Raw genomic sequence first — 16,291 nt, 5'->3', positions numbered from 1 at the left:
CAATCTCTTCAGTCTTGTCAACGTGTCGCGATGCGCGCGCGTCACGCGCCCAGCCACATCATCAGGTGCTCGACGCCAGGCCCGAGCGCGAGCGCCGGCACGTAGGTCAGCGCGCCCACCAGCAGCACGGTGCCGAGCAGCAGCACGACGAACAGCGGCCCGTGCGTGGGCAGCGTGCCGCTCGTCGCGGCGATGCGCTTCTTCGCGGCGAGCGAGCCGGCGATCGCCAGCACCGGCACGATCGTGCCGAAGCGCCCGAACCACATCGCGATCGCGGTCGTCCAGTTGTAGAACGGCGTGCCGACCGTCAGGCCCGCGAACGCGCTGCCGTTGTTGTTCGCCGCCGAGCTGAACGCGTACAGGATCTCCGAGAAGCCGTGCGGGCCGGGGTTCGCGATGCCGGCCCGGCCGGCGTCGGCGAGCACCGCAATCGACGTGCCGACCAGCACGAGCAGCGGCGTGAGCAGCACGACGATCGACACCATCTTCATCTCATACGACTCGATCTTCTTGCCAACGTATTCGGGCGTGCGGCCGATCATCAGGCCCGCGACGAACACCGCCAGCAGCGCGAACACGAGCATCCCGTAAAGGCCGGAGCCGACGCCGCCGTAGATCACCTCGCCGAGCTGCATCAGCAGCATCGGCACGAGGCCGCCGAGCGGCGTCAGCGAATCGTGCATCGTGTCGACCGCCCCGCACGACGCGGCGGTGGTCGCGACCGTGAAGATGCCCGTCTGCGCGATGCCGAAGCGCGTCTCCTTGCCTTCCATGTTGCCGCCCGGCTGCAGCGCGCTCGCCTGCTGGTCGACGTGCAGCGCCGCGAGCGTCGGATTGCCGGCCTGCTCGGCGCTCACCTCGACGCCGAGCGCGATCGCGAACGCGACCGTCATCGCCGCGAGCACCGCGACACCCTGCCGGCGATCGCCGATCATGTGGCCGAACACCAGCGCCAGCGCGGCCGGGATGATCAGGATCGAGAAGATCTGCACGAAGTTCGCGAACGGCGTCGGGTTCTCGTACGGATGCGCGGAGTTCGCGTTGAAGAAGCCGCCGCCGTTGGTGCCGAGCATCTTGATCGCTTCCTGCGACGCGACCGGTCCCATCGCGAGCGTCTGCTTGACGAGCGGAGTCGGCACCGTGACCGGATTGCCGTGGTCGTCCTTCACCGCGTTGCCCTGCGCGTCGAGCTTCGGCGCCGCATAGGTGCTCGCCTGCAGCACCGGCACGTCCTGGTACGCCTTCATGTTCTGGATCACGCCCTGGCTCATCAGCAGCGCGGCGACCAGCGCGGCCATCGGCACGAGCACGTACAGCGTCACGCGCGTGAGGTCGACCCAGAAGTTGCCGATCGTCTGCGCCGTATGGCGCGCGAAGCCGCGGATCAGCGCGATCACGACGACGATCCCGGTCGCGGCCGACAGGAAGTTCTGCACGGTCATGCCGAGCATCTGCGTCAGATAGCTGACGGTCTGCTCGGGCGTGTAGTCCTGCCAGTTGGTGTTGGTGACGAAGCTGACCGCGGTGTTGAACGCGCCGTCGGCCGTCATCGCGCCGAACTGCTGCGGATTGCCGGGCAGGACGCCCTGCAGCCGCAGCAGCCCGTACAGGAACAGCGCGCCGAGCGCGTTGAACGCGATCGTCGCGAGCGCGTACTGCTTCCAGTTCATCTCGGTGCCCGCATCGACGCCGGCGATGCGGTACAGCGCGCGCTCGAGCGGCCCGAACACGCGCACCACGCGCGAGCTGCCGTCCATCACGCCCGTCAGGTAACGCGCGACCGGCACCGCGGCCGCGAGCAGCACGACGATGAACAGCGCGATCTGAAACACGTCGTTCGCGTTCATTCGATGTCCTCCGCGCGCAGCAGCGCGAACACGAGATACGCGAACAGCAGGGCCGTCGAGGCGCCCGCGAGCCAAAGCATCCAGGTCATGCGCGTCCCCCGCGGCCGGATTGCGCGAGCTTCTCGCAACCGGCAAGCAAGCCGAGGATCAGCGCGGTGAACAGCACCAGTGCGCCGATGAAAACCCCATCCATTTTTGTGTTCTCCGTCGTCGTAATCGGACGACTAGAACCTTATGGGAACGTGCGTAAAGGACGGGTCAAAGGTGATCGGGGCGGTATAAAAAACGCGTAAACGCGGCGCGCGGCGAGCGGCCGGCGCAGCAGCGGCGAGATGGCCGGCGCGCGGGAGCGAGGGAATCGAAGAGGCGCCGGCGGCCGCACGTTCGGCCGCCGCCAGCGTCGCCACGCTGCGTGCCGGCGCAGCGCCGGCACGCAGGCGCGGCGTCACGGCACGAGGACGGTCGAGCCGGTGGTCTTGCGCGACTCGAGGTCGGCGTGCGCGCGGCCGACTTCCGCGAGCGGATAGCGCTGGTTGATGCTGGTCTTCACCTTGCCCGACAGGATCACGTCGAACAGCTCGGCGGCCGCGGCTTCGAGATCGGCGCGCTTCGCGATGTACGAGAACAGCGTCGGGCGCGTGAAGAACAGCGAGCCGCGCGACGAGAATTCCTTCGAGTCGATCGGCGGCAGCGGCCCCGACGCATTGCCGAAGCTGACGAAGTAGCCGAGCGGCGCGAGGCAGTCGAGCGAGCCGATGTAGGTGTCCTTGCCGATCGAGTCGTAGACCACCGGCACGCCCGCGCCATTGGTGATCTCCTTCACGCGCTGCGTGAAGTTCTCGCGCGTGTAGACGATCGGATGATCGCAGCCGTGCGCGCTCGCCAGCGCGGCCTTCTCGTCGGAGCCGACCGTGCCGATCACGGTCGCGCCGAGCGCCTTCGCCCACTGGCACACGAGCAGCCCGACCCCGCCGGCCGCCGCATGGATCAGGATGGTGTCGCCGGCCTTCACCGGATAGGTGCGGCGCAGCAGGTAGTGGGCGGTGAGCCCCTGAAGCATCACCGACGCCGCGTCGTCGTAGCCGATCGCGTCGGGCAGCTTCACGAGCCGCTCGGCCGGCATCACGCGCTCCTGCGCATACGCGCCGGGCGGCTGGCCGACGTAGGCGACGCGGTCGCCGGCCTTGAGCGCGCTCACGCCCTCGCCGACGGCCGTCACTTCGCCGGCCGCCTCCATGCCGAGGCCGCCGGGCAGCGGTTGCGGATAGAGGCCCGTGCGGAAATACACGTCGATGTAGTTGAGGCCGACCGCGTGCTGCCGGATGCGGACCTCGCCCGCCTTCGGCTCGCCGACCTCGACGTCGACCCACTTCATCACCTCCGGGCCGCCCGGCTGGTCGTATCGGATTGCTTTCGGCATCGTTTCGCTCCTCGTGGGTGAATGCTTGAAGGGAAGGTTCGCGCGCCGCCGCGCGGGCCGGCGACGGCCGGTGCTGGCACGCGCCGGCGGCCGTCGCGCAGTCCGACGGTGGACGGTCGACGGCCGACGCCCGACGCCCGACGCCCGATTCTCGCGCGTCGCCGCGCGCAGCGCACGGCCCTGCCGCGAGCAGGGGCAATCCTGCAGGTTGCCGCCTAGCAGACGTCCTGCATGTTGCGCGCCAGATCGTCGAGCAGCATCCGCGCGGTGGCGACGTTGGTCGCGACCGGCACGTCGTGCACGTCGCACGCGCGCACCAGCGCGGTGATATCGGGATCGTGCGGCTGCGCGGTCATCGGGTCGCGCAGGAACACCACGACGTCGACGCGGCCGTCGGCCAGCTCCGCGCCGATCTGGAGATCGCCGCCGAGCGGCCCCGACAGCTTGCGCTCGACCTCGAGCCCGTGCGCGGCGGCGATGCGCCCACCGGTCGTGCCCGTCGCGACCAGCCGGCATTGCGCGAGCGTGTCGCGGTACTGGCCCGCGAGCGCGACGATCTCGTCCTTCTTCGCGTCGTGCGCGATCAATGCGATGCGGGGTTTGCTCATCTGCGATTCCTTCTTGGTTCGGTTGTCGTCGTGGGGAGAAGCGGCGCGGCGCCTCAGAACGTGCCCGGATAGGCGCCGCCGTCGAGCAGCCAGTTCTGGCCCGTGATGTAGCCGGCATGCACGCTGCACAGGAACGCGCATGCCGCGCCGAATTCGGCGCGCGTGCCGAGCCGCCCGGCCGGGATGTCCCGCGTGCGGCGCGCGCGCAGCTCGTCGACCGTCACGCCCTGCGCGTTCGCCGCCGCGGCAAGCGTGGTCGCGATCCGGTCGGTGTCGAACAGCCCCGGCAGCAGGTTGTTGATCGTCACGCCCTGCCCGGCCACCTTGCGCGCGAGGCCCGCGACGAAGCCGGTCAGCCCCGAGCGCGCGCCGTTGGACAGCGCGAGCACGTCGATCGGCGCCTTCACGGCCGAGCTGGTGATGTTGACGATGCGGCCGAAGCCGCGCGCGATCATCCCGTCGACGGTCGCGCGGATCAGTTCGATCGGCGTCAGCATGTTCGACTCGAGCGCGCGGATCCAGTCGTCGCGCGAGAAGTCGCGGAAGTCGCCGGGCGGCGGGCCGCCGGCATTGTTCACGAGAATGTCCGGCTGCGGGCACGCGGCGAGCGCGGCCGCGCGGCCGTCGGGCGTCGTGATGTCGCACGCGACCGTGGCGACCGACACGTTCGACGCCGCGCGGATCTCGTCCGCGGTTCGCTCGAGCGTGTCGCGCGTGCGCGCGACGATCACGAGGTTCACGCCTTCGGCGGCCAGCGCTTCCGCGCAGCCGCGCCCGAGGCCCTTGCTCGCCGCGCAGACGAGCGCGGTCTTTCCTGCGATGCCGAGATCCATCGTCGATTCCTTCATGGCGACGCGCGCCGCGGTAGGCCGGCCCGCGGCGCCGGACCGGCGAACGGTCGCGAACGGGCGGCCGCCGGCCGGTGCGGCGCGCGGATTGTCGTGAGACGTCGATAATATCCGGATTGGCTGGCCCGCCTTGGTAAAATTGCGGCCATCGGCGACGGCCGGCCCGGCGCCGGCTTCGCCCCCCATTCCCTTTTGCCGTCAAGGCACCCCGTCATGAAACAGGACAGCCGTTTCCCGAATCTCTTCATCCTCGATCACCCGCTGATCCAGCACAAGCTGACCCACATGCGCGACAAGGACACGTCCACGCGCACGTTCCGCGAGCTGCTGCGCGAGATCACGCTGCTGATGGGCTATGAGATCACCCGCAACCTGCCGATCACGACCAGGCGCGTCGCCACGCCGCTCGTCGAGGTCGACGCGCCGGTGATCGCGGGCAAGAAGCTCGCGATCGTGCCGGTGCTGCGGGCCGGCATCGGGATGTCGGACGGCCTGCTCGACCTCGTGCCGTCGGCACGCGTCGGCCACATCGGCGTGTACCGCGCCGACGACCACCGCCCGGTCGAATACCTGGTGCGCCTGCCCGACCTGGAAGACCGCGTGTTCATCCTGTGCGACCCGATGGTCGCGACCGGCTATTCGGCCGTGCATGCGGTGGACGTGCTCAAGCGCCGCAACGTGCCGGCCGCGAACATCGTGTTCGTCGCGCTGGTCGCCGCGCCCGAGGGCGTGCAGGTGTTCCAGGACGCCCATCCGGACGTGAAGCTGTACGTCGCGTCGCTCGATTCGCACCTGAACGAGCACGCGTACATCGTGCCGGGCCTCGGCGACGCGGGCGACCGCCTGTTCGGCACCAAGAACTGACCCGCATTGCCGCACGGGGCCGCACGGCCCCGCGCCGGCCGTTCGGCCAAGCGCGGCGGCCCCGAAGCGACGGTCTGCGCGTGATAAAATCCCGTTCCACTCGACACGCGCGGCCCCGCGGCATCACGCCCGCCGATACGGCCGCCGATTCAACGACACATTGGCACAATCGCCCGCGCCACGCGCCCGGGCACGGAGAAAGGTATGGCTGGTCATTCGAAATGGGCCAACATCAAGCATAAGAAGGCAGCGGCCGACGCGAAGCGCGGCAAGATCTGGACCCGCCTGATCAAGGAAATCCAGGTCGCGGCGCGCCTCGGCGGCGGCGACGCGAGCTCGAACCCGCGGCTGCGTCTCGCGGTCGACAAGGCGGCCGACGCGAACATGCCGAAGGACAACGTCAAGCGCGCGATCGACCGCGGCGTCGGCGGCGCGGACGGCGCGAACTACGAAGAAATCCGTTACGAAGGCTACGGCATCAACGGCGCGGCGATCATCGTCGACACGCTGACCGACAACCGCACGCGCACGGTTGCCGAAGTCCGCCACGCGTTCTCGAAGTTCGGCGGCAACATGGGCACCGACGGCTCGGTCGCGTTCATGTTCGATCACGTGGGCCAGTTCCTGTTCGCGCCCGGCACGTCGGAAGACGCGCTGATGGAAGCGGCGCTCGAGGCCGGCGCGGACGACGTCAGCACCAACGACGACGGCTCGATCGAAGTGCTGTGCGACTGGCAGGCGTTCTCGGCGGTGAAGGATGCGCTCGAAGCCGCCGGCTTCAAGGCCGAACTCGCCGAAGTGACGATGAAGCCGCAGAACGAAGTCGAATTCACCGGCGACGATGCGGCGAAGATGCAGAAGCTCCTGGACGCGCTCGAGAACCTCGACGACGTGCAGGAGGTGTATACGAACGCCGTCATCGTCGAGGAATGAGATGCCGGCCGCCGTGCGCCTCATGGCGACGGCGGCCCGACCGATTTCGCGGCCGGCGCGCCTGAGCGTGCCGGCCGCCCTGTTTTCTAGTCTGCGGGGAATCCCATGAAACTACTCGTCGTCGGTTCCGGCGGCCGCGAACATGCGCTGGCGTGGAAGCTCGCGCAATCGCCGCGCGTCCAGATGGTCTACGTCGCGCCGGGCAATGGCGGCACGGCGCAGGACGAGCGTCTGAAGAACGTCGACATCACGTCGCTCGACGCGCTGGCCGATTTCGCGGAAAGCGAAGGCGTCGCGTTCACGCTGGTGGGGCCGGAAGCGCCGCTCGCGGCCGGCATCGTCAACCTGTTCCGCGCGCGCGGCCTGAAGGTGTTCGGCCCGACCCGCGAAGCCGCGCAGCTCGAAAGCTCGAAGGATTTCGCGAAGGCGTTCATGAAGCGCCACGGCATTCCGACCGCCGACTACGAAACCTTCTCCGATGCAGCCGCCGCGCACGCGTACCTCGACGCCAAGGGCGCGCCGATCGTCGTGAAGGCCGACGGCCTCGCGGCCGGCAAGGGCGTGGTCGTCGCGATGACGCTGGAAGAGGCGCACGCGGCAGTCGACATGATGCTGTCGGGCAACAAGCTCGGCGATGCGGGCGCGCGCGTCGTGATCGAGGAATTCCTCGACGGCGAGGAAGCGAGCTTCATCGTGATGGTCGACGGCAAGCATGCGCTCGCGCTCGCGTCCAGCCAGGACCACAAGCGCCTGCTCGACGAGGACCGCGGCCCGAACACGGGCGGCATGGGCGCGTATTCGCCCGCACCGATCGTCACGCCGCAAATGCATGCGCGCGTGATGCGCGAGATCATCATGCCGACGGTGCGCGGCATGGAGAAGGACGGCATCCGCTTCACGGGCTTCCTGTATGCGGGCCTGATGATCGACAAGGACGGCAATCCGCGCACGCTCGAATTCAACTGCCGGATGGGCGACCCCGAGACGCAGCCGATCATGGCGCGCCTGAAGAGCGATTTCTCGAAGGTCGTCGAACAGGCGATCGCGGGCACGCTCGACACGGTCGAGCTCGACTGGGATCGCCGCACCGCGCTCGGCGTGGTGCTGGCCGCGCACGGCTATCCGGATGCGCCGCGCAAGGGCGACCGCATCAACGGCATCCCGGCCGAAACCGAGCAGGCGGTGACGTTCCATGCGGGCACGACGCTCGACGGCGACAAGCTCGTCACGTCCGGCGGCCGCGTGCTGTGCGTGGTCGGCCTCGCCGATTCGGTGCGCGAAGCGCAGCAGCATGCGTACGACGCGATCAATCAGATCAATTTCGAAGGCATGCAGTACCGCCGCGACATCGGCTTTCGCGCGCTGAACCGCAAGAGCACGTGATGCCGCCACCGCCGCGCTGCGCGAGCAGCCGGCGGCCCCTGCTGCCGGGTTCGCTAGAATGGCCGGCAGACGTCCTTTTTTGCGACTCCCGCCTGCGGCGGGAGCGCCCAGTCCAGACATGACCGATTCGACCTACGACGTAGCGCGCGTGCGCACGTATCTCCAGGGCCTGCAGACACGCATCGCCGACGCGCTCGGCGCGCTCGACGGCACGCCGCTCGCGACCGACGCGTGGCAGCGCGGCCCTGAAGAGCGGCTGCGCGGCGGCGGCTGCACGCGGATTCTCGAAGGCGGCCGCGTGTTCGAGCGCGCGGGCATCGGTTTTTCCGACGTCGCGGGCGACGCGCTGCCGCCCTCGGCGAGCGCCGCGCGCCCGCAGCTGGCCGGCCGCGGCTTCGAGGCGCTCGGCGTGTCGCTGGTGCTGCACCCGCGCAACCCGTACTGCCCGACCGTCCACATGAACGTGCGCATGCTGATCGCGACGAAGGCCGGCGAAGCGCCGGTCTTCTGGTTCGGCGGCGGCATGGATCTGACACCGGTTTATCCGTTCGAGGACGACGCGCGGCATTTCCACCAGACCTGCAAGGCCGCGCTCGACCCGTTCGGCGCCGAGCTCTACCCGCGCTTCAAGACCTGGTGCGACGAGTACTTCTTCCTGAAGCACCGCAACGAGACGCGCGGCATCGGCGGGATCTTCTTCGACGATTTCTCGGAACCCGGTTTCGAACGCTCGTTTGAGATGATGCAAAGCGTCGGCGACGCGTTCCTGAACGCGTATCTGCCGATCGTCGAGCGCCGCGCGGCGCTGCCGTACGGCGAGCACGAGCGCGAGTTCCAGGCGTACCGGCGCGGCCGCTACGTCGAATTCAACCTGGTGTTCGACCGCGGCACGCTGTTCGGGCTGCAAAGCGGCGGCCGGACCGAGTCGATCCTGATGTCGATGCCGCCGGTGGCCACCTGGCGCTACGACTGGCAACCGGCGCCCGGCTCGGCGGAAGCGCGTCTCGCGGAATTCCTCGTGCCGCGCGACTGGGTCTGACCGACCGCCTCAACGACAGGACACGTTTTTCTGGACACCTCCGCCCGCCCCGCCCCGCAGCCGCCGTCGCAGCCGCCGTCGCAGCCGCCGTCACAACGTATCGGCCTGCTCGGCGGCACGTTCGACCCGATCCACGATGGCCATCTCGCACTCGCGCGCCGGTTCGCCGACGTGCTGCAGCTGACCGAGCTCGTGCTGCTGCCGGCCGGACAGCCGTATCAGAAGCGCGACGTGTCGGCCGCCGAGCATCGGCTCGCGATGACCCGCGCCGCGGCCGGCTCGCTGGCGCTGCCGGGCGTCGCGGTCACCGTCGCGACCGACGAGATCGAGCACGCCGGGCCGACCTACACGGTCGAGACGCTCGCGCGCTGGCGCGAGCGCATCGGCCCCGATGCATCGCTGTCGCTGCTGATCGGCGCCGACCAGCTCGTGCGCCTCGACACCTGGCGCGACTGGCGCAAGCTGTTCGACTACGCGCACGTGTGCGCGTCGACGCGCCCCGGCTTCGACCTCGGCGCGGCGTCGGCCGACGTCGCACGCGAAATTGCGCGGCGTCGGGCCGATGCCGAGCAGTTGAAGGCGACGCCATCCGGGCGTCTGCTGATCGATACGACGCTCGCGTTCGATATCGCCGCAACCGACATCCGTGCGCACCTGCGCGAATGCATCGCGCGTCATGCGCAAATGCCCGACGCGTCGGCCGAGCATGTGCCGGCCGCCGTCTGGGCCTATATTCTTCAACATCGTCTCTACCATTCCTGATTCCATGGATATCCGCAAACTGCAGCGCGTGATCGTCGACGCTCTCGAAGACATCAAGGCGCAAGACATCAAGGTGTTCAACACCAGCCATCTGACCGAACTGTTCGACCGCGTGATCGTCGCGTCGGGCACGTCGAACCGCCAGACCAAGGCGCTCGCCTCGAGCGTGCGCGACAAGGTCAAGGAAGCCGGCGGCGAGATCGTCAGCTCCGAGGGAGAGGACACCGGCGAATGGGTGCTGGTCGATTGCGGCGACGCGGTCGTCCACATCCTGCAGCCCGCGCTGCGCCAGTACTACAACCTCGAGGAAATCTGGGGCGACAAGCCGGTGCGGATGAAGCTCGGCGGCGACAAGGGCCAGAGCGGCTTCGCGACCGCGAGCGAAGGCGACGACGAGGAAGAGGAAGCGCCCGCCCGTCCGGCGCGCAAGACGGCGGCCCGCCGCCGCTGAGTCGCAGTCGGTCGTTTCGATGAAGCTTTACATCCTCGCTGTCGGCCACAAGATGCCCGGCTGGATCGCGTCCGGCTTCGACGAGTACACGAAGCGGATGCCGCCGGAGTTGCGCATCGAGCTGCGCGAGATCAAGCCCGAACTGCGTTCGGGCGGCCGCAGCGCGGAAAGCGTGATGGCGGCCGAGCGGCAGAAGATCGAGGCCGCGCTGCCGAAGGGCGCGCGCATCGTCGCGCTCGACGAGCGCGGCCGCGACTGGACCACGATGCAGCTCGCGCAGGCGCTGCCCGGCTGGCAGCAGGACGGCCGTGACGTCGCGTTCGTGATCGGCGGCGCCGACGGGCTCGATCCGGAACTGAAGGCGCGCGCCGATCTGCTGCTGCGCATCTCCAGCATGACGCTGCCGCACGGGATGGTGCGCGTGCTGCTTGCCGAACAGCTTTACCGCGCGTGGAGCATCACGCAGAATCACCCCTACCACCGCGCATGACGCGTCGTCCTCGGGACGCGCGCCGCGCGCGTTCACCGAGATAACGACACCATGCCGTCCAGCACGTCCCCCGCAGTTTTCCCGATCCTTTACCTCGCATCCCAAAGCCCGCGCCGCCAGGAGCTGCTGCAGCAGATCGGCGTGCGCTTCGAATTGCTGCTGCCGCGCCCCGACGAAGACGCCGAGGCGCTCGAAGCCGAACTCGCCGGCGAAGCGGCCGACGCGTACGTGCAGCGCGTGACGGTCGCGAAGGCCGAGGCCGCGCGTGCGCGGCTCGTCGCGAGCGGCAAGCCGGCCGCGCCCGTGCTCGTCGCCGACACCACGGTGACGATCGACGGCGCGATCCTCGGCAAGCCGGCCGACGCCGACGACGCGCTCGCGATGCTGACGCGTCTCGCCGGCCGCGAACACGAAGTGCTGACGGCCGTCGCGGTGATCGGCGCCGACGGCGCGCTGCTGCCGCCGGCGCTGTCGCGCTCGTCGGTGCGCTTCGCGGCCGCGCCGCGCGACGCGTTCGAGCGCTACGTCGAAACCGGCGAACCGTTCGGCAAGGCGGGCGCATACGCGATCCAGGGCCGTGCGGCCGAATTCGTCGAGCGAATCGCCGGTTCCCATTCGGGTATCATGGGTCTGCCCCTTTTTGAGACAGCCGCGTTGCTCCGTGCCGCGCGCGTCGCCTTCTGAATCCCACCATGAACGAAGAAATCCTGATCAACCTCACGCCGCAGGAAACGCGGGTCGCACTCGTGCAGCAAGGCGCGGTGCAGGAGCTTCACGTCGAGCGCACGCTGTCGCGCGGGCGGGTCGGCAACATCTATCTCGGCAAGGTCGTGCGCGTGCTGCCCGGCATGCAGTCGGCGTTCATCGACATCGGCCTGGAGCGCGCGGCGTTCCTGCACGTCGCTGACATCTGGCATCCGCGGCTCGCGGGCGAGCCGCAGTCGGGCGCGCCGCACCAGCCGATCGAGAAGATCGTGTTCGAAGGTCAGACGCTGATGGTCCAGGTGATCAAGGACCCGATCGGCACGAAGGGCGCGCGCCTGTCGACGCAGGTGAGCATCGCGGGCCGCACGCTCGTCTACCTGCCGCAGGAGCCGCACATCGGCATCTCGCAGAAGATCGAGAGCGAGGCCGAGCGCGAGGCCGTGCGTGCGCGGCTGACCGCTGTGGTTCCGCCGGACGAGAAAGGCGGCTACATCGTGCGCACGATCGCCGAGGATGCGAGCTCCGAGGAGCTCGCCGGCGACGTCGCGTATCTGCGCAAGACCTGGGCGACGATCGTCGCGCAGGCGCAGCGGCTGCCGGCGACGAGCCTGCTGTACCAGGATCTCGATCTCGCGCAGCGCGTGCTGCGCGATTTCGCGAACGACCAGACGACGCGCATCCAGGTCGATTCGCGCGAGACGTACCAGCGCCTCGCGGAATTCGCGGCCGAGTTCACGCCGGCGGTGAGCCCGAAGCTGCATCACTACACCGGCGAGCGGCCGCTGTTCGACCTGTACAACATCGAGACGGAGATCCAGCGCGCGCTGTCGCGCCGCGTCGACCTGAAGTCGGGCGGCTATCTGATGATCGACCAGACCGAGGCGATGACGACGATCGACGTGAACACCGGCGGCTACGTCGGCGCGCGCAACTTCGACGACACGATCTTCAAAACCAACCTCGAGGCGGCGCACACGATCGCGCGCCAGCTGCGGCTGCGCAACCTCGGCGGGATCATCATCATCGACTTCATCGACATGGAGAACGCCGAGCATCGCGACGCGGTGCTCTCCGAGCTGAAGAAGGCGCTGTCGCGCGACCGCACGCGCGTGACGGTGAACGGCTTCTCGCAACTGGGGCTCGTCGAGATGACGCGCAAGCGCACGCGCGAATCGCTCGCGCATGTGTTGTGCGAACCGTGCCCGACCTGTCAGGGCAAGGGGCAGGTCAAGACCGCGCGCACCGTGTGCTACGACGTGCTGCGCGAAATCCTGCGCGAGTCGCGCCAGTTCAATCCGCGCGAATTCCGCGTGATCGCCGCGCAGCAGGTGATCGACCTGTTCCTCGACGAGGAGTCGCAGCATCTCGCGATGCTGATCGACTTCATCGGCAAGCCGGTGTCGCTGCAGGTCGAGTCGAATCTGAGTCAGGAGCAGTACGATATCGTGCTGATGTAGCGCTGATGGCACGCCCGTCTCGTCCGGGACGGGCGCGCGTCGGTCTCAACGTTGATCGTCGGCGTTGTAACTCCAGATCACGCGCCCCCAGCTGGTCGACTCGATGTCCGGAAACTTCTCTCCGGCGCTGAAATAGCGCCGCCCCTGCTCGCTCCCGAGCGCCGGGCTGATCCACCAGCCGCTCCGCGGCACGACTTCGCCCGGCCTGCCTTTCAGCCTCGTGCGTGAAACGAGCGAAGCCGGTTCTGCGTCGGCGCGCGGGGCAACCGGGCACCATTCGATCCGGTCCTTTCTCGCGATCGTGCTCCGTTCGATCGTACGGCGCGCCTCCGGCGTGTCGTCGAACTTCGTTTGGTCCAGCACCGATCCGTCGGGTGCGCTCCAGAACGTGCCGCCGTGAAAATCCACGCCTTCCAGGTTCGCCCCTCGGAAATCGACGCCGCTCAGGTCGCAGTTCTCGAACGACGTTCGGACCAGACGCGCGTCGTCGAGCCGTGTCGCAGAAAAATTGCATTCGACGAATCGGGCGCCCGAGAAATTGGAGCCGCGGGCGTCGTTCGATCCGAATTTTCCGTTCCGCTCGCCACTTAACACTTGGCAATACTCTGCGTAATTCTCCCTTTTGATCTGTTTTTCGAGAATTAACGGGCAAACGACCATTTAAGCCATGAACCAAGACCGAATTGAACTCAGTTTGTCGACGAAGCACACGCGCAAGTGCAAATTTCTCGACAACGAGACTTGTTTGAATCCGCCCTCCGAGCGTGAATATCGCCTCGCTGCGCATGAAAATTTGTCGTGTCACCGCGAGCATCAGCGAGTTGTTTCGCGGAAAGCCCCTCAACTCCCATCGATCACGATCATGTTCGAACAACTGGTAGTCAAAGGCAGCCTCACGACGACCGGCGGCTATGTCGCTAGCGGTTCGTCAACGCACTACGACGAGCGCGGCAACACCATGGCGCGCGATGGCGACCAGGCAACCTGCGGCAACTGCAAAGGGCTGTTTCCCATACGAGGCAGCGCCAGCACATGGCTGGATGATGGAAAGGCCATGGTCAAGGATCTGGATTGGGTCCTATGTCCGTGCCGACAGAACCGCGTCCGCGCGTCGCCCTCCACGACGTTCTACTACTCGACTGACGGCGGCGGACAGGCCGCGACGAGGACGGCTGAGCAGTCGATCGTTGAAATCGCGCGAGCTGCGGTGCATGACGAGCAATACACGCTGCGCGATCAGTGGGGCCGCGCGCTGCAGAACGTCCGCTATCGAGTCGTGACCGATACCGGGCAGGAATTCACGGGCATCACCGACGCGCATGGGCAAACCAACCGCATCCGGACCGGCTCTGCGGCATCCTTGAAGATCTATACGAAGGAAAACTGACATGCCGAACAAGTTCGACGTGAATGATGGTGGCGAGTGGTTCCTCGTTCATTCCGGCGCGGTCACCAACACGAATCCGGGCTCCACGGTCGACGTCACGATCAACACCGAACAAATATGCCCGAACATGACCAACAAGGAATTTCGGGAAATGGTGCTGAACAAGCGCAACCAGGCTGTGGCGCTTGTCGAGGCAAGGATGAAGGATCTCCAGCGCTGGTCCACTGCCGATAAAGCCCGCGTCCAACAATGGTTTGGCAGAAGCGACGACGCAACGCGGGCGACGCTGATTAGCGGCTTGAGCGCAATCGTCAGAGTCTTAAACAAGCTTACCGGATCAAACTTCATGCGCTGGGACGGTGCCCGATACCAATATATCGGGTGCGTTCCGAATCCCAATACGTCCGGTGTCGTCGCTGAGGTTTGCTCGCCGGACACAGCAACCCATACAATCGCGATACATGCCGATTTCTGCACAATGCGTGATTTCTCGTGGGAAAAGGATTCCGTCTTTTCTACGTTGATTCATGAAGCGAGTCACTTTAGCGACACCATGGGAACCAAAGATCACCGCTACTTCATGGACAAGTGTTTGACTCTTGGAACCGAAAATCCGGAACAGGCAATCAACAATGCCGACAGCATCGCAGGATATGTAATCTACAATGCATAAATATCTTACCCCGCTACTTCTCGCCCTATCCAATTCCTCATTTGCATGCACCGCAAGCGAGAATTTCGATATTTATTTTCCCGCGAACAGCTCGACGGTTCCGAATGCAGAGATCGTTCGCCTGACGAATTGGATAATCGATCAGCAGATCACTTACGCCAATCACACCACTGACGAAGCAACACTCGTCAGCGGCCACGCTGAAGAAGCCGAGCACCAGGCATCGAAACTTGCTCGGTCTCGCCTGGAAGCAGGGCGAACGTTGCTCGAGCAACTGGGCTTCCTGCGTGGCACCGTCAAAACGAGTGCGCGAGTCTATTCGCACGGCGATGTGGACAACGGGCGGCGCGTAGAAATCTCGTTTGAACCCGATTGCCCGAACAAATGCTGCACCGGCAAGTAGCATCGCCCGATCGGAGCGCTGGAGCACGACAGGAGCGCCCGATCAGTCCCGATGGGGCCCGCCCGATGACGATCCGCAATCGACGAACAGCGGCCGCCCCGAAATATTGAGGTTTGTTTAGGTAAACCGACGATGCTCCTTTGGCGGCGCGGACGGCAGCGCTAACCTTCCCGTATCATCTCGCATCACGGCAGCACGCCTCAAATCGTTCCGCACCCGCCGGTGCGCTGCGCTTTTCCACCCCGCATTCACTCAGCACCTACACCATGAGCAAAAGCCACAACCGCCGCCAACGCAAGAAGCTCCACATCGGCGAATTCCAGGAGCTCGCGTTCAACGCGACCGCGCAATACCGCACCGAGCTGTCCGACCTCGAGCGCGGCCAGCTGATCGATGCCTTCATCGACTTCGTCGAAGCGAACGGCCTGCTGACCGTCGCATCCGCCGACGAAGGCATCGGCGCATACGTGATCTCCGGCGCGCCGCGCGGCACGACCACCGACGCCGACCGCGAGACCGTGCGCGCATGGCTCGCCGCCCGCGCCGAGCTGACCGACGTGCAGGTCAGCGAATTCAGCGACGCGTGGTACCCGGACGCCTGACGTTCCAAGGGCCGCCCGGCCCGTCCACCACCGACGCCGCCTGTCCGCCGCCACGCGGTCAGGCGCGCTTCCGCCCCCTTCCCCGCTCCTTCCCGTTGCGGCCGTTCGGCGCAATCCCCGCGCCCCGCTCCCATTCCTCGGCAGAAATCGGGTGCTGAAAGGAAGACACGTTAAACTCTCACCTCGCGTGGTGCGCCGCCCGCACCCGCCATCCATCGCCAGACGCGAGCCTGACGGCCCGCCCCCCGACCCATGGAGTGAGTGTCAATGAGCGGCGGACTTCCGTTTCCCGCATCCCGCATGTCGTTCCCGTCGTCGACGGTCATGGTCGCTCTCGCGGCCGCCGCACTGCTGTCCGGCTGCGGGCTGCTGCCCGTGCAGAATCCGCCCGCGCCGATCAGCGAGGCGCTCGTCGAGCC

Annotated in this window: 19 protein-coding genes and 1 pseudogene; 14 read left to right on the top strand and 6 right to left on the bottom strand. The window is 67.0% G+C overall.

Translation table 11 applies throughout. From position 1 onward, the window contains the following. Positions 1 to 41 precede the first annotated feature (41 nt). The 5 genes from kdpA to C3Y15_RS13610 all read right to left on the bottom strand — a co-directional run bounded on the left by kdpA (position 42) and on the right by C3Y15_RS13610 (position 4,708). Entirely contained in the window at positions 42 to 1,847 is a 1,806-nt protein-coding gene (kdpA, locus tag C3Y15_RS13630; RefSeq protein ID WP_034194054.1) for a potassium-transporting ATPase subunit KdpA, read from the bottom strand. Beyond that, complete coding sequence (gene kdpF, locus C3Y15_RS13625; RefSeq protein WP_006752209.1) at positions 1,844 to 1,936, bottom strand: K(+)-transporting ATPase subunit F; 93 nt, start codon at positions 1,934 to 1,936, stop codon at positions 1,844 to 1,846. The genes kdpA and kdpF overlap by 4 nt, the downstream gene beginning before the upstream one ends. A gap of 356 nt (positions 1,937 to 2,292) precedes the next feature. Continuing rightward, the gene (locus tag C3Y15_RS13620) at positions 2,293 to 3,267 is read right to left on the bottom strand and encodes a quinone oxidoreductase (protein WP_059579176.1); all 975 of its coding nucleotides are present in this window, start codon (positions 3,265 to 3,267) and stop codon (positions 2,293 to 2,295) included. Between the two features lie 215 nt (positions 3,268 to 3,482). Next, on the bottom strand, positions 3,483 to 3,875 hold the full coding sequence (locus C3Y15_RS13615; RefSeq protein WP_014723386.1) for a methylglyoxal synthase: 393 nt from the start codon (positions 3,873 to 3,875) through the stop codon (positions 3,483 to 3,485). A 53-nt stretch (positions 3,876 to 3,928) separates the two neighbouring features. Beyond that, on the bottom strand, positions 3,929 to 4,708 hold the full coding sequence (locus C3Y15_RS13610) for an SDR family oxidoreductase (protein WP_034194082.1): 780 nt from the start codon (positions 4,706 to 4,708) through the stop codon (positions 3,929 to 3,931). A 228-nt stretch (positions 4,709 to 4,936) separates the two neighbouring features. Here C3Y15_RS13610 and upp point away from each other — a divergent pair, with 228 nt between their 5' ends. The 9 genes from upp to rng all read left to right on the top strand — a co-directional run bounded on the left by upp (position 4,937) and on the right by rng (position 12,807). Next, entirely contained in the window at positions 4,937 to 5,587 is a 651-nt protein-coding gene (gene upp / locus C3Y15_RS13605) for a uracil phosphoribosyltransferase (protein WP_011885574.1), read from the top strand. A 204-nt stretch (positions 5,588 to 5,791) separates the two neighbouring features. Continuing rightward, positions 5,792 to 6,520 (top strand): YebC/PmpR family DNA-binding transcriptional regulator, encoded by a 729-nt coding sequence (locus C3Y15_RS13600; protein ID WP_011885575.1) that lies wholly within the window; start codon positions 5,792 to 5,794, stop codon positions 6,518 to 6,520. Between the two features lie 105 nt (positions 6,521 to 6,625). Continuing rightward, the gene (purD, locus tag C3Y15_RS13595; RefSeq protein ID WP_011885576.1) at positions 6,626 to 7,903 is read left to right on the top strand and encodes a phosphoribosylamine--glycine ligase; all 1,278 of its coding nucleotides are present in this window, start codon (positions 6,626 to 6,628) and stop codon (positions 7,901 to 7,903) included. A gap of 118 nt (positions 7,904 to 8,021) precedes the next feature. Beyond that, complete coding sequence (gene hemF / locus C3Y15_RS13590; RefSeq protein WP_059457326.1) at positions 8,022 to 8,942, top strand: oxygen-dependent coproporphyrinogen oxidase; 921 nt, start codon at positions 8,022 to 8,024, stop codon at positions 8,940 to 8,942. 30 nt (positions 8,943 to 8,972) lie between these two features. Next, complete coding sequence (locus C3Y15_RS13585) at positions 8,973 to 9,704, top strand: nicotinate-nucleotide adenylyltransferase (protein ID WP_081055568.1); 732 nt, start codon at positions 8,973 to 8,975, stop codon at positions 9,702 to 9,704. A 4-nt stretch (positions 9,705 to 9,708) separates the two neighbouring features. Further along, complete coding sequence (gene rsfS / locus C3Y15_RS13580) at positions 9,709 to 10,155, top strand: ribosome silencing factor (protein WP_011885579.1); 447 nt, start codon at positions 9,709 to 9,711, stop codon at positions 10,153 to 10,155. A gap of 19 nt (positions 10,156 to 10,174) precedes the next feature. Further along, positions 10,175 to 10,645 carry a 23S rRNA (pseudouridine(1915)-N(3))-methyltransferase RlmH gene (rlmH, locus tag C3Y15_RS13575; RefSeq protein ID WP_011885580.1) on the top strand — a complete coding sequence of 157 codons (471 nt, stop codon included), beginning with the start codon at positions 10,175 to 10,177 and terminating at the stop codon, positions 10,643 to 10,645. A 51-nt stretch (positions 10,646 to 10,696) separates the two neighbouring features. After that, positions 10,697 to 11,329, top strand: coding sequence for a Maf family protein (locus C3Y15_RS13570; protein WP_045578914.1), 633 nt, complete (start codon positions 10,697 to 10,699; stop codon positions 11,327 to 11,329). Positions 11,330 to 11,337: 8 nt separating this feature from the next. Then, complete coding sequence (gene rng / locus C3Y15_RS13565; RefSeq protein ID WP_011885582.1) at positions 11,338 to 12,807, top strand: ribonuclease G; 1,470 nt, start codon at positions 11,338 to 11,340, stop codon at positions 12,805 to 12,807. 45 nt (positions 12,808 to 12,852) lie between these two features. On the opposite strand, the gene C3Y15_RS13560 is transcribed toward rng, so the two are convergent. Further along, positions 12,853 to 13,467 (bottom strand): pentapeptide repeat-containing protein, encoded by a 615-nt coding sequence (locus C3Y15_RS13560; protein WP_069238595.1) that lies wholly within the window; start codon positions 13,465 to 13,467, stop codon positions 12,853 to 12,855. Between the two features lie 202 nt (positions 13,468 to 13,669). On the opposite strand from C3Y15_RS13560, the gene C3Y15_RS13555 reads away from it, so the two are divergent. The 5 genes and pseudogenes from C3Y15_RS13555 to C3Y15_RS13535 form a co-directional block, all read left to right on the top strand. Continuing rightward, entirely contained in the window at positions 13,670 to 14,194 is a 525-nt protein-coding gene (locus C3Y15_RS13555) for a PAAR domain-containing protein (RefSeq protein ID WP_051974443.1), read from the top strand. A 1-nt stretch (position 14,195) separates the two neighbouring features. Continuing rightward, positions 14,196 to 14,867 carry a M35 family metallo-endopeptidase gene (locus C3Y15_RS13550; protein ID WP_069238594.1) on the top strand — a complete coding sequence of 224 codons (672 nt, stop codon included), beginning with the start codon at positions 14,196 to 14,198 and terminating at the stop codon, positions 14,865 to 14,867. Further along, a complete protein-coding gene (locus tag C3Y15_RS13545; protein WP_011885586.1) occupies positions 14,860 to 15,270 on the top strand; it encodes a hypothetical protein in 411 nt (136 codons plus the stop codon). The genes C3Y15_RS13550 and C3Y15_RS13545 overlap by 8 nt, the downstream gene beginning before the upstream one ends. A gap of 266 nt (positions 15,271 to 15,536) precedes the next feature. Beyond that, positions 15,537 to 15,872 (top strand): 50S ribosome-binding protein YggL, encoded by a 336-nt coding sequence (locus tag C3Y15_RS13540; RefSeq protein ID WP_011885587.1) that lies wholly within the window; start codon positions 15,537 to 15,539, stop codon positions 15,870 to 15,872. A gap of 267 nt (positions 15,873 to 16,139) precedes the next feature. Beyond that, positions 16,140 to 16,291: pseudogene (locus tag C3Y15_RS13535) on the top strand (PRC-barrel domain containing protein); the annotation flags it as partial.

The sequence above is a fragment of the Burkholderia sp. B10 genome (assembly GCF_004368385.1).
Classification (GTDB): Bacteria; Pseudomonadota; Gammaproteobacteria; order Burkholderiales; family Burkholderiaceae; genus Burkholderia; species Burkholderia vietnamiensis.
This window is presented reverse-complemented; position numbering and strand designations above follow the sequence as displayed.

Excerpts from the sequence above, each read along its gene's own strand:
- kdpA (WP_034194054.1), bottom strand. The coding sequence starts at position 1,847 with ATGAACGCGAACGACGTGTTTCAGATCGCGCTGTTCATCGTCGTGCTG.
- kdpF (WP_006752209.1), bottom strand. The coding sequence starts at position 1,936 with ATGACCTGGATGCTTTGGCTCGCGGGCGCCTCGACGGCCCTGCTGTTC.
- C3Y15_RS13620 (WP_059579176.1), bottom strand. The coding sequence starts at position 3,267 with ATGCCGAAAGCAATCCGATACGACCAGCCGGGCGGCCCGGAGGTGATG.
- C3Y15_RS13615 (WP_014723386.1), bottom strand. The coding sequence starts at position 3,875 with ATGAGCAAACCCCGCATCGCATTGATCGCGCACGACGCGAAGAAGGAC.
- C3Y15_RS13610 (WP_034194082.1), bottom strand. The coding sequence starts at position 4,708 with ATGGATCTCGGCATCGCAGGAAAGACCGCGCTCGTCTGCGCGGCGAGC.
- upp (WP_011885574.1), top strand. The coding sequence starts at position 4,937 with ATGAAACAGGACAGCCGTTTCCCGAATCTCTTCATCCTCGATCACCCG.
- C3Y15_RS13600 (WP_011885575.1), top strand. The coding sequence starts at position 5,792 with ATGGCTGGTCATTCGAAATGGGCCAACATCAAGCATAAGAAGGCAGCG.
- purD (WP_011885576.1), top strand. The coding sequence starts at position 6,626 with ATGAAACTACTCGTCGTCGGTTCCGGCGGCCGCGAACATGCGCTGGCG.
- hemF (WP_059457326.1), top strand. The coding sequence starts at position 8,022 with ATGACCGATTCGACCTACGACGTAGCGCGCGTGCGCACGTATCTCCAG.
- rsfS (WP_011885579.1), top strand. The coding sequence starts at position 9,709 with ATGGATATCCGCAAACTGCAGCGCGTGATCGTCGACGCTCTCGAAGAC.
- rlmH (WP_011885580.1), top strand. The coding sequence starts at position 10,175 with ATGAAGCTTTACATCCTCGCTGTCGGCCACAAGATGCCCGGCTGGATC.
- C3Y15_RS13570 (WP_045578914.1), top strand. The coding sequence starts at position 10,697 with ATGCCGTCCAGCACGTCCCCCGCAGTTTTCCCGATCCTTTACCTCGCA.
- rng (WP_011885582.1), top strand. The coding sequence starts at position 11,338 with ATGAACGAAGAAATCCTGATCAACCTCACGCCGCAGGAAACGCGGGTC.
- C3Y15_RS13560 (WP_069238595.1), bottom strand. The coding sequence starts at position 13,467 with ATGGTCGTTTGCCCGTTAATTCTCGAAAAACAGATCAAAAGGGAGAAT.
- C3Y15_RS13555 (WP_051974443.1), top strand. The coding sequence starts at position 13,670 with ATGTTCGAACAACTGGTAGTCAAAGGCAGCCTCACGACGACCGGCGGC.
- C3Y15_RS13550 (WP_069238594.1), top strand. The coding sequence starts at position 14,196 with ATGCCGAACAAGTTCGACGTGAATGATGGTGGCGAGTGGTTCCTCGTT.
- C3Y15_RS13545 (WP_011885586.1), top strand. The coding sequence starts at position 14,860 with ATGCATAAATATCTTACCCCGCTACTTCTCGCCCTATCCAATTCCTCA.
- C3Y15_RS13540 (WP_011885587.1), top strand. The coding sequence starts at position 15,537 with ATGAGCAAAAGCCACAACCGCCGCCAACGCAAGAAGCTCCACATCGGC.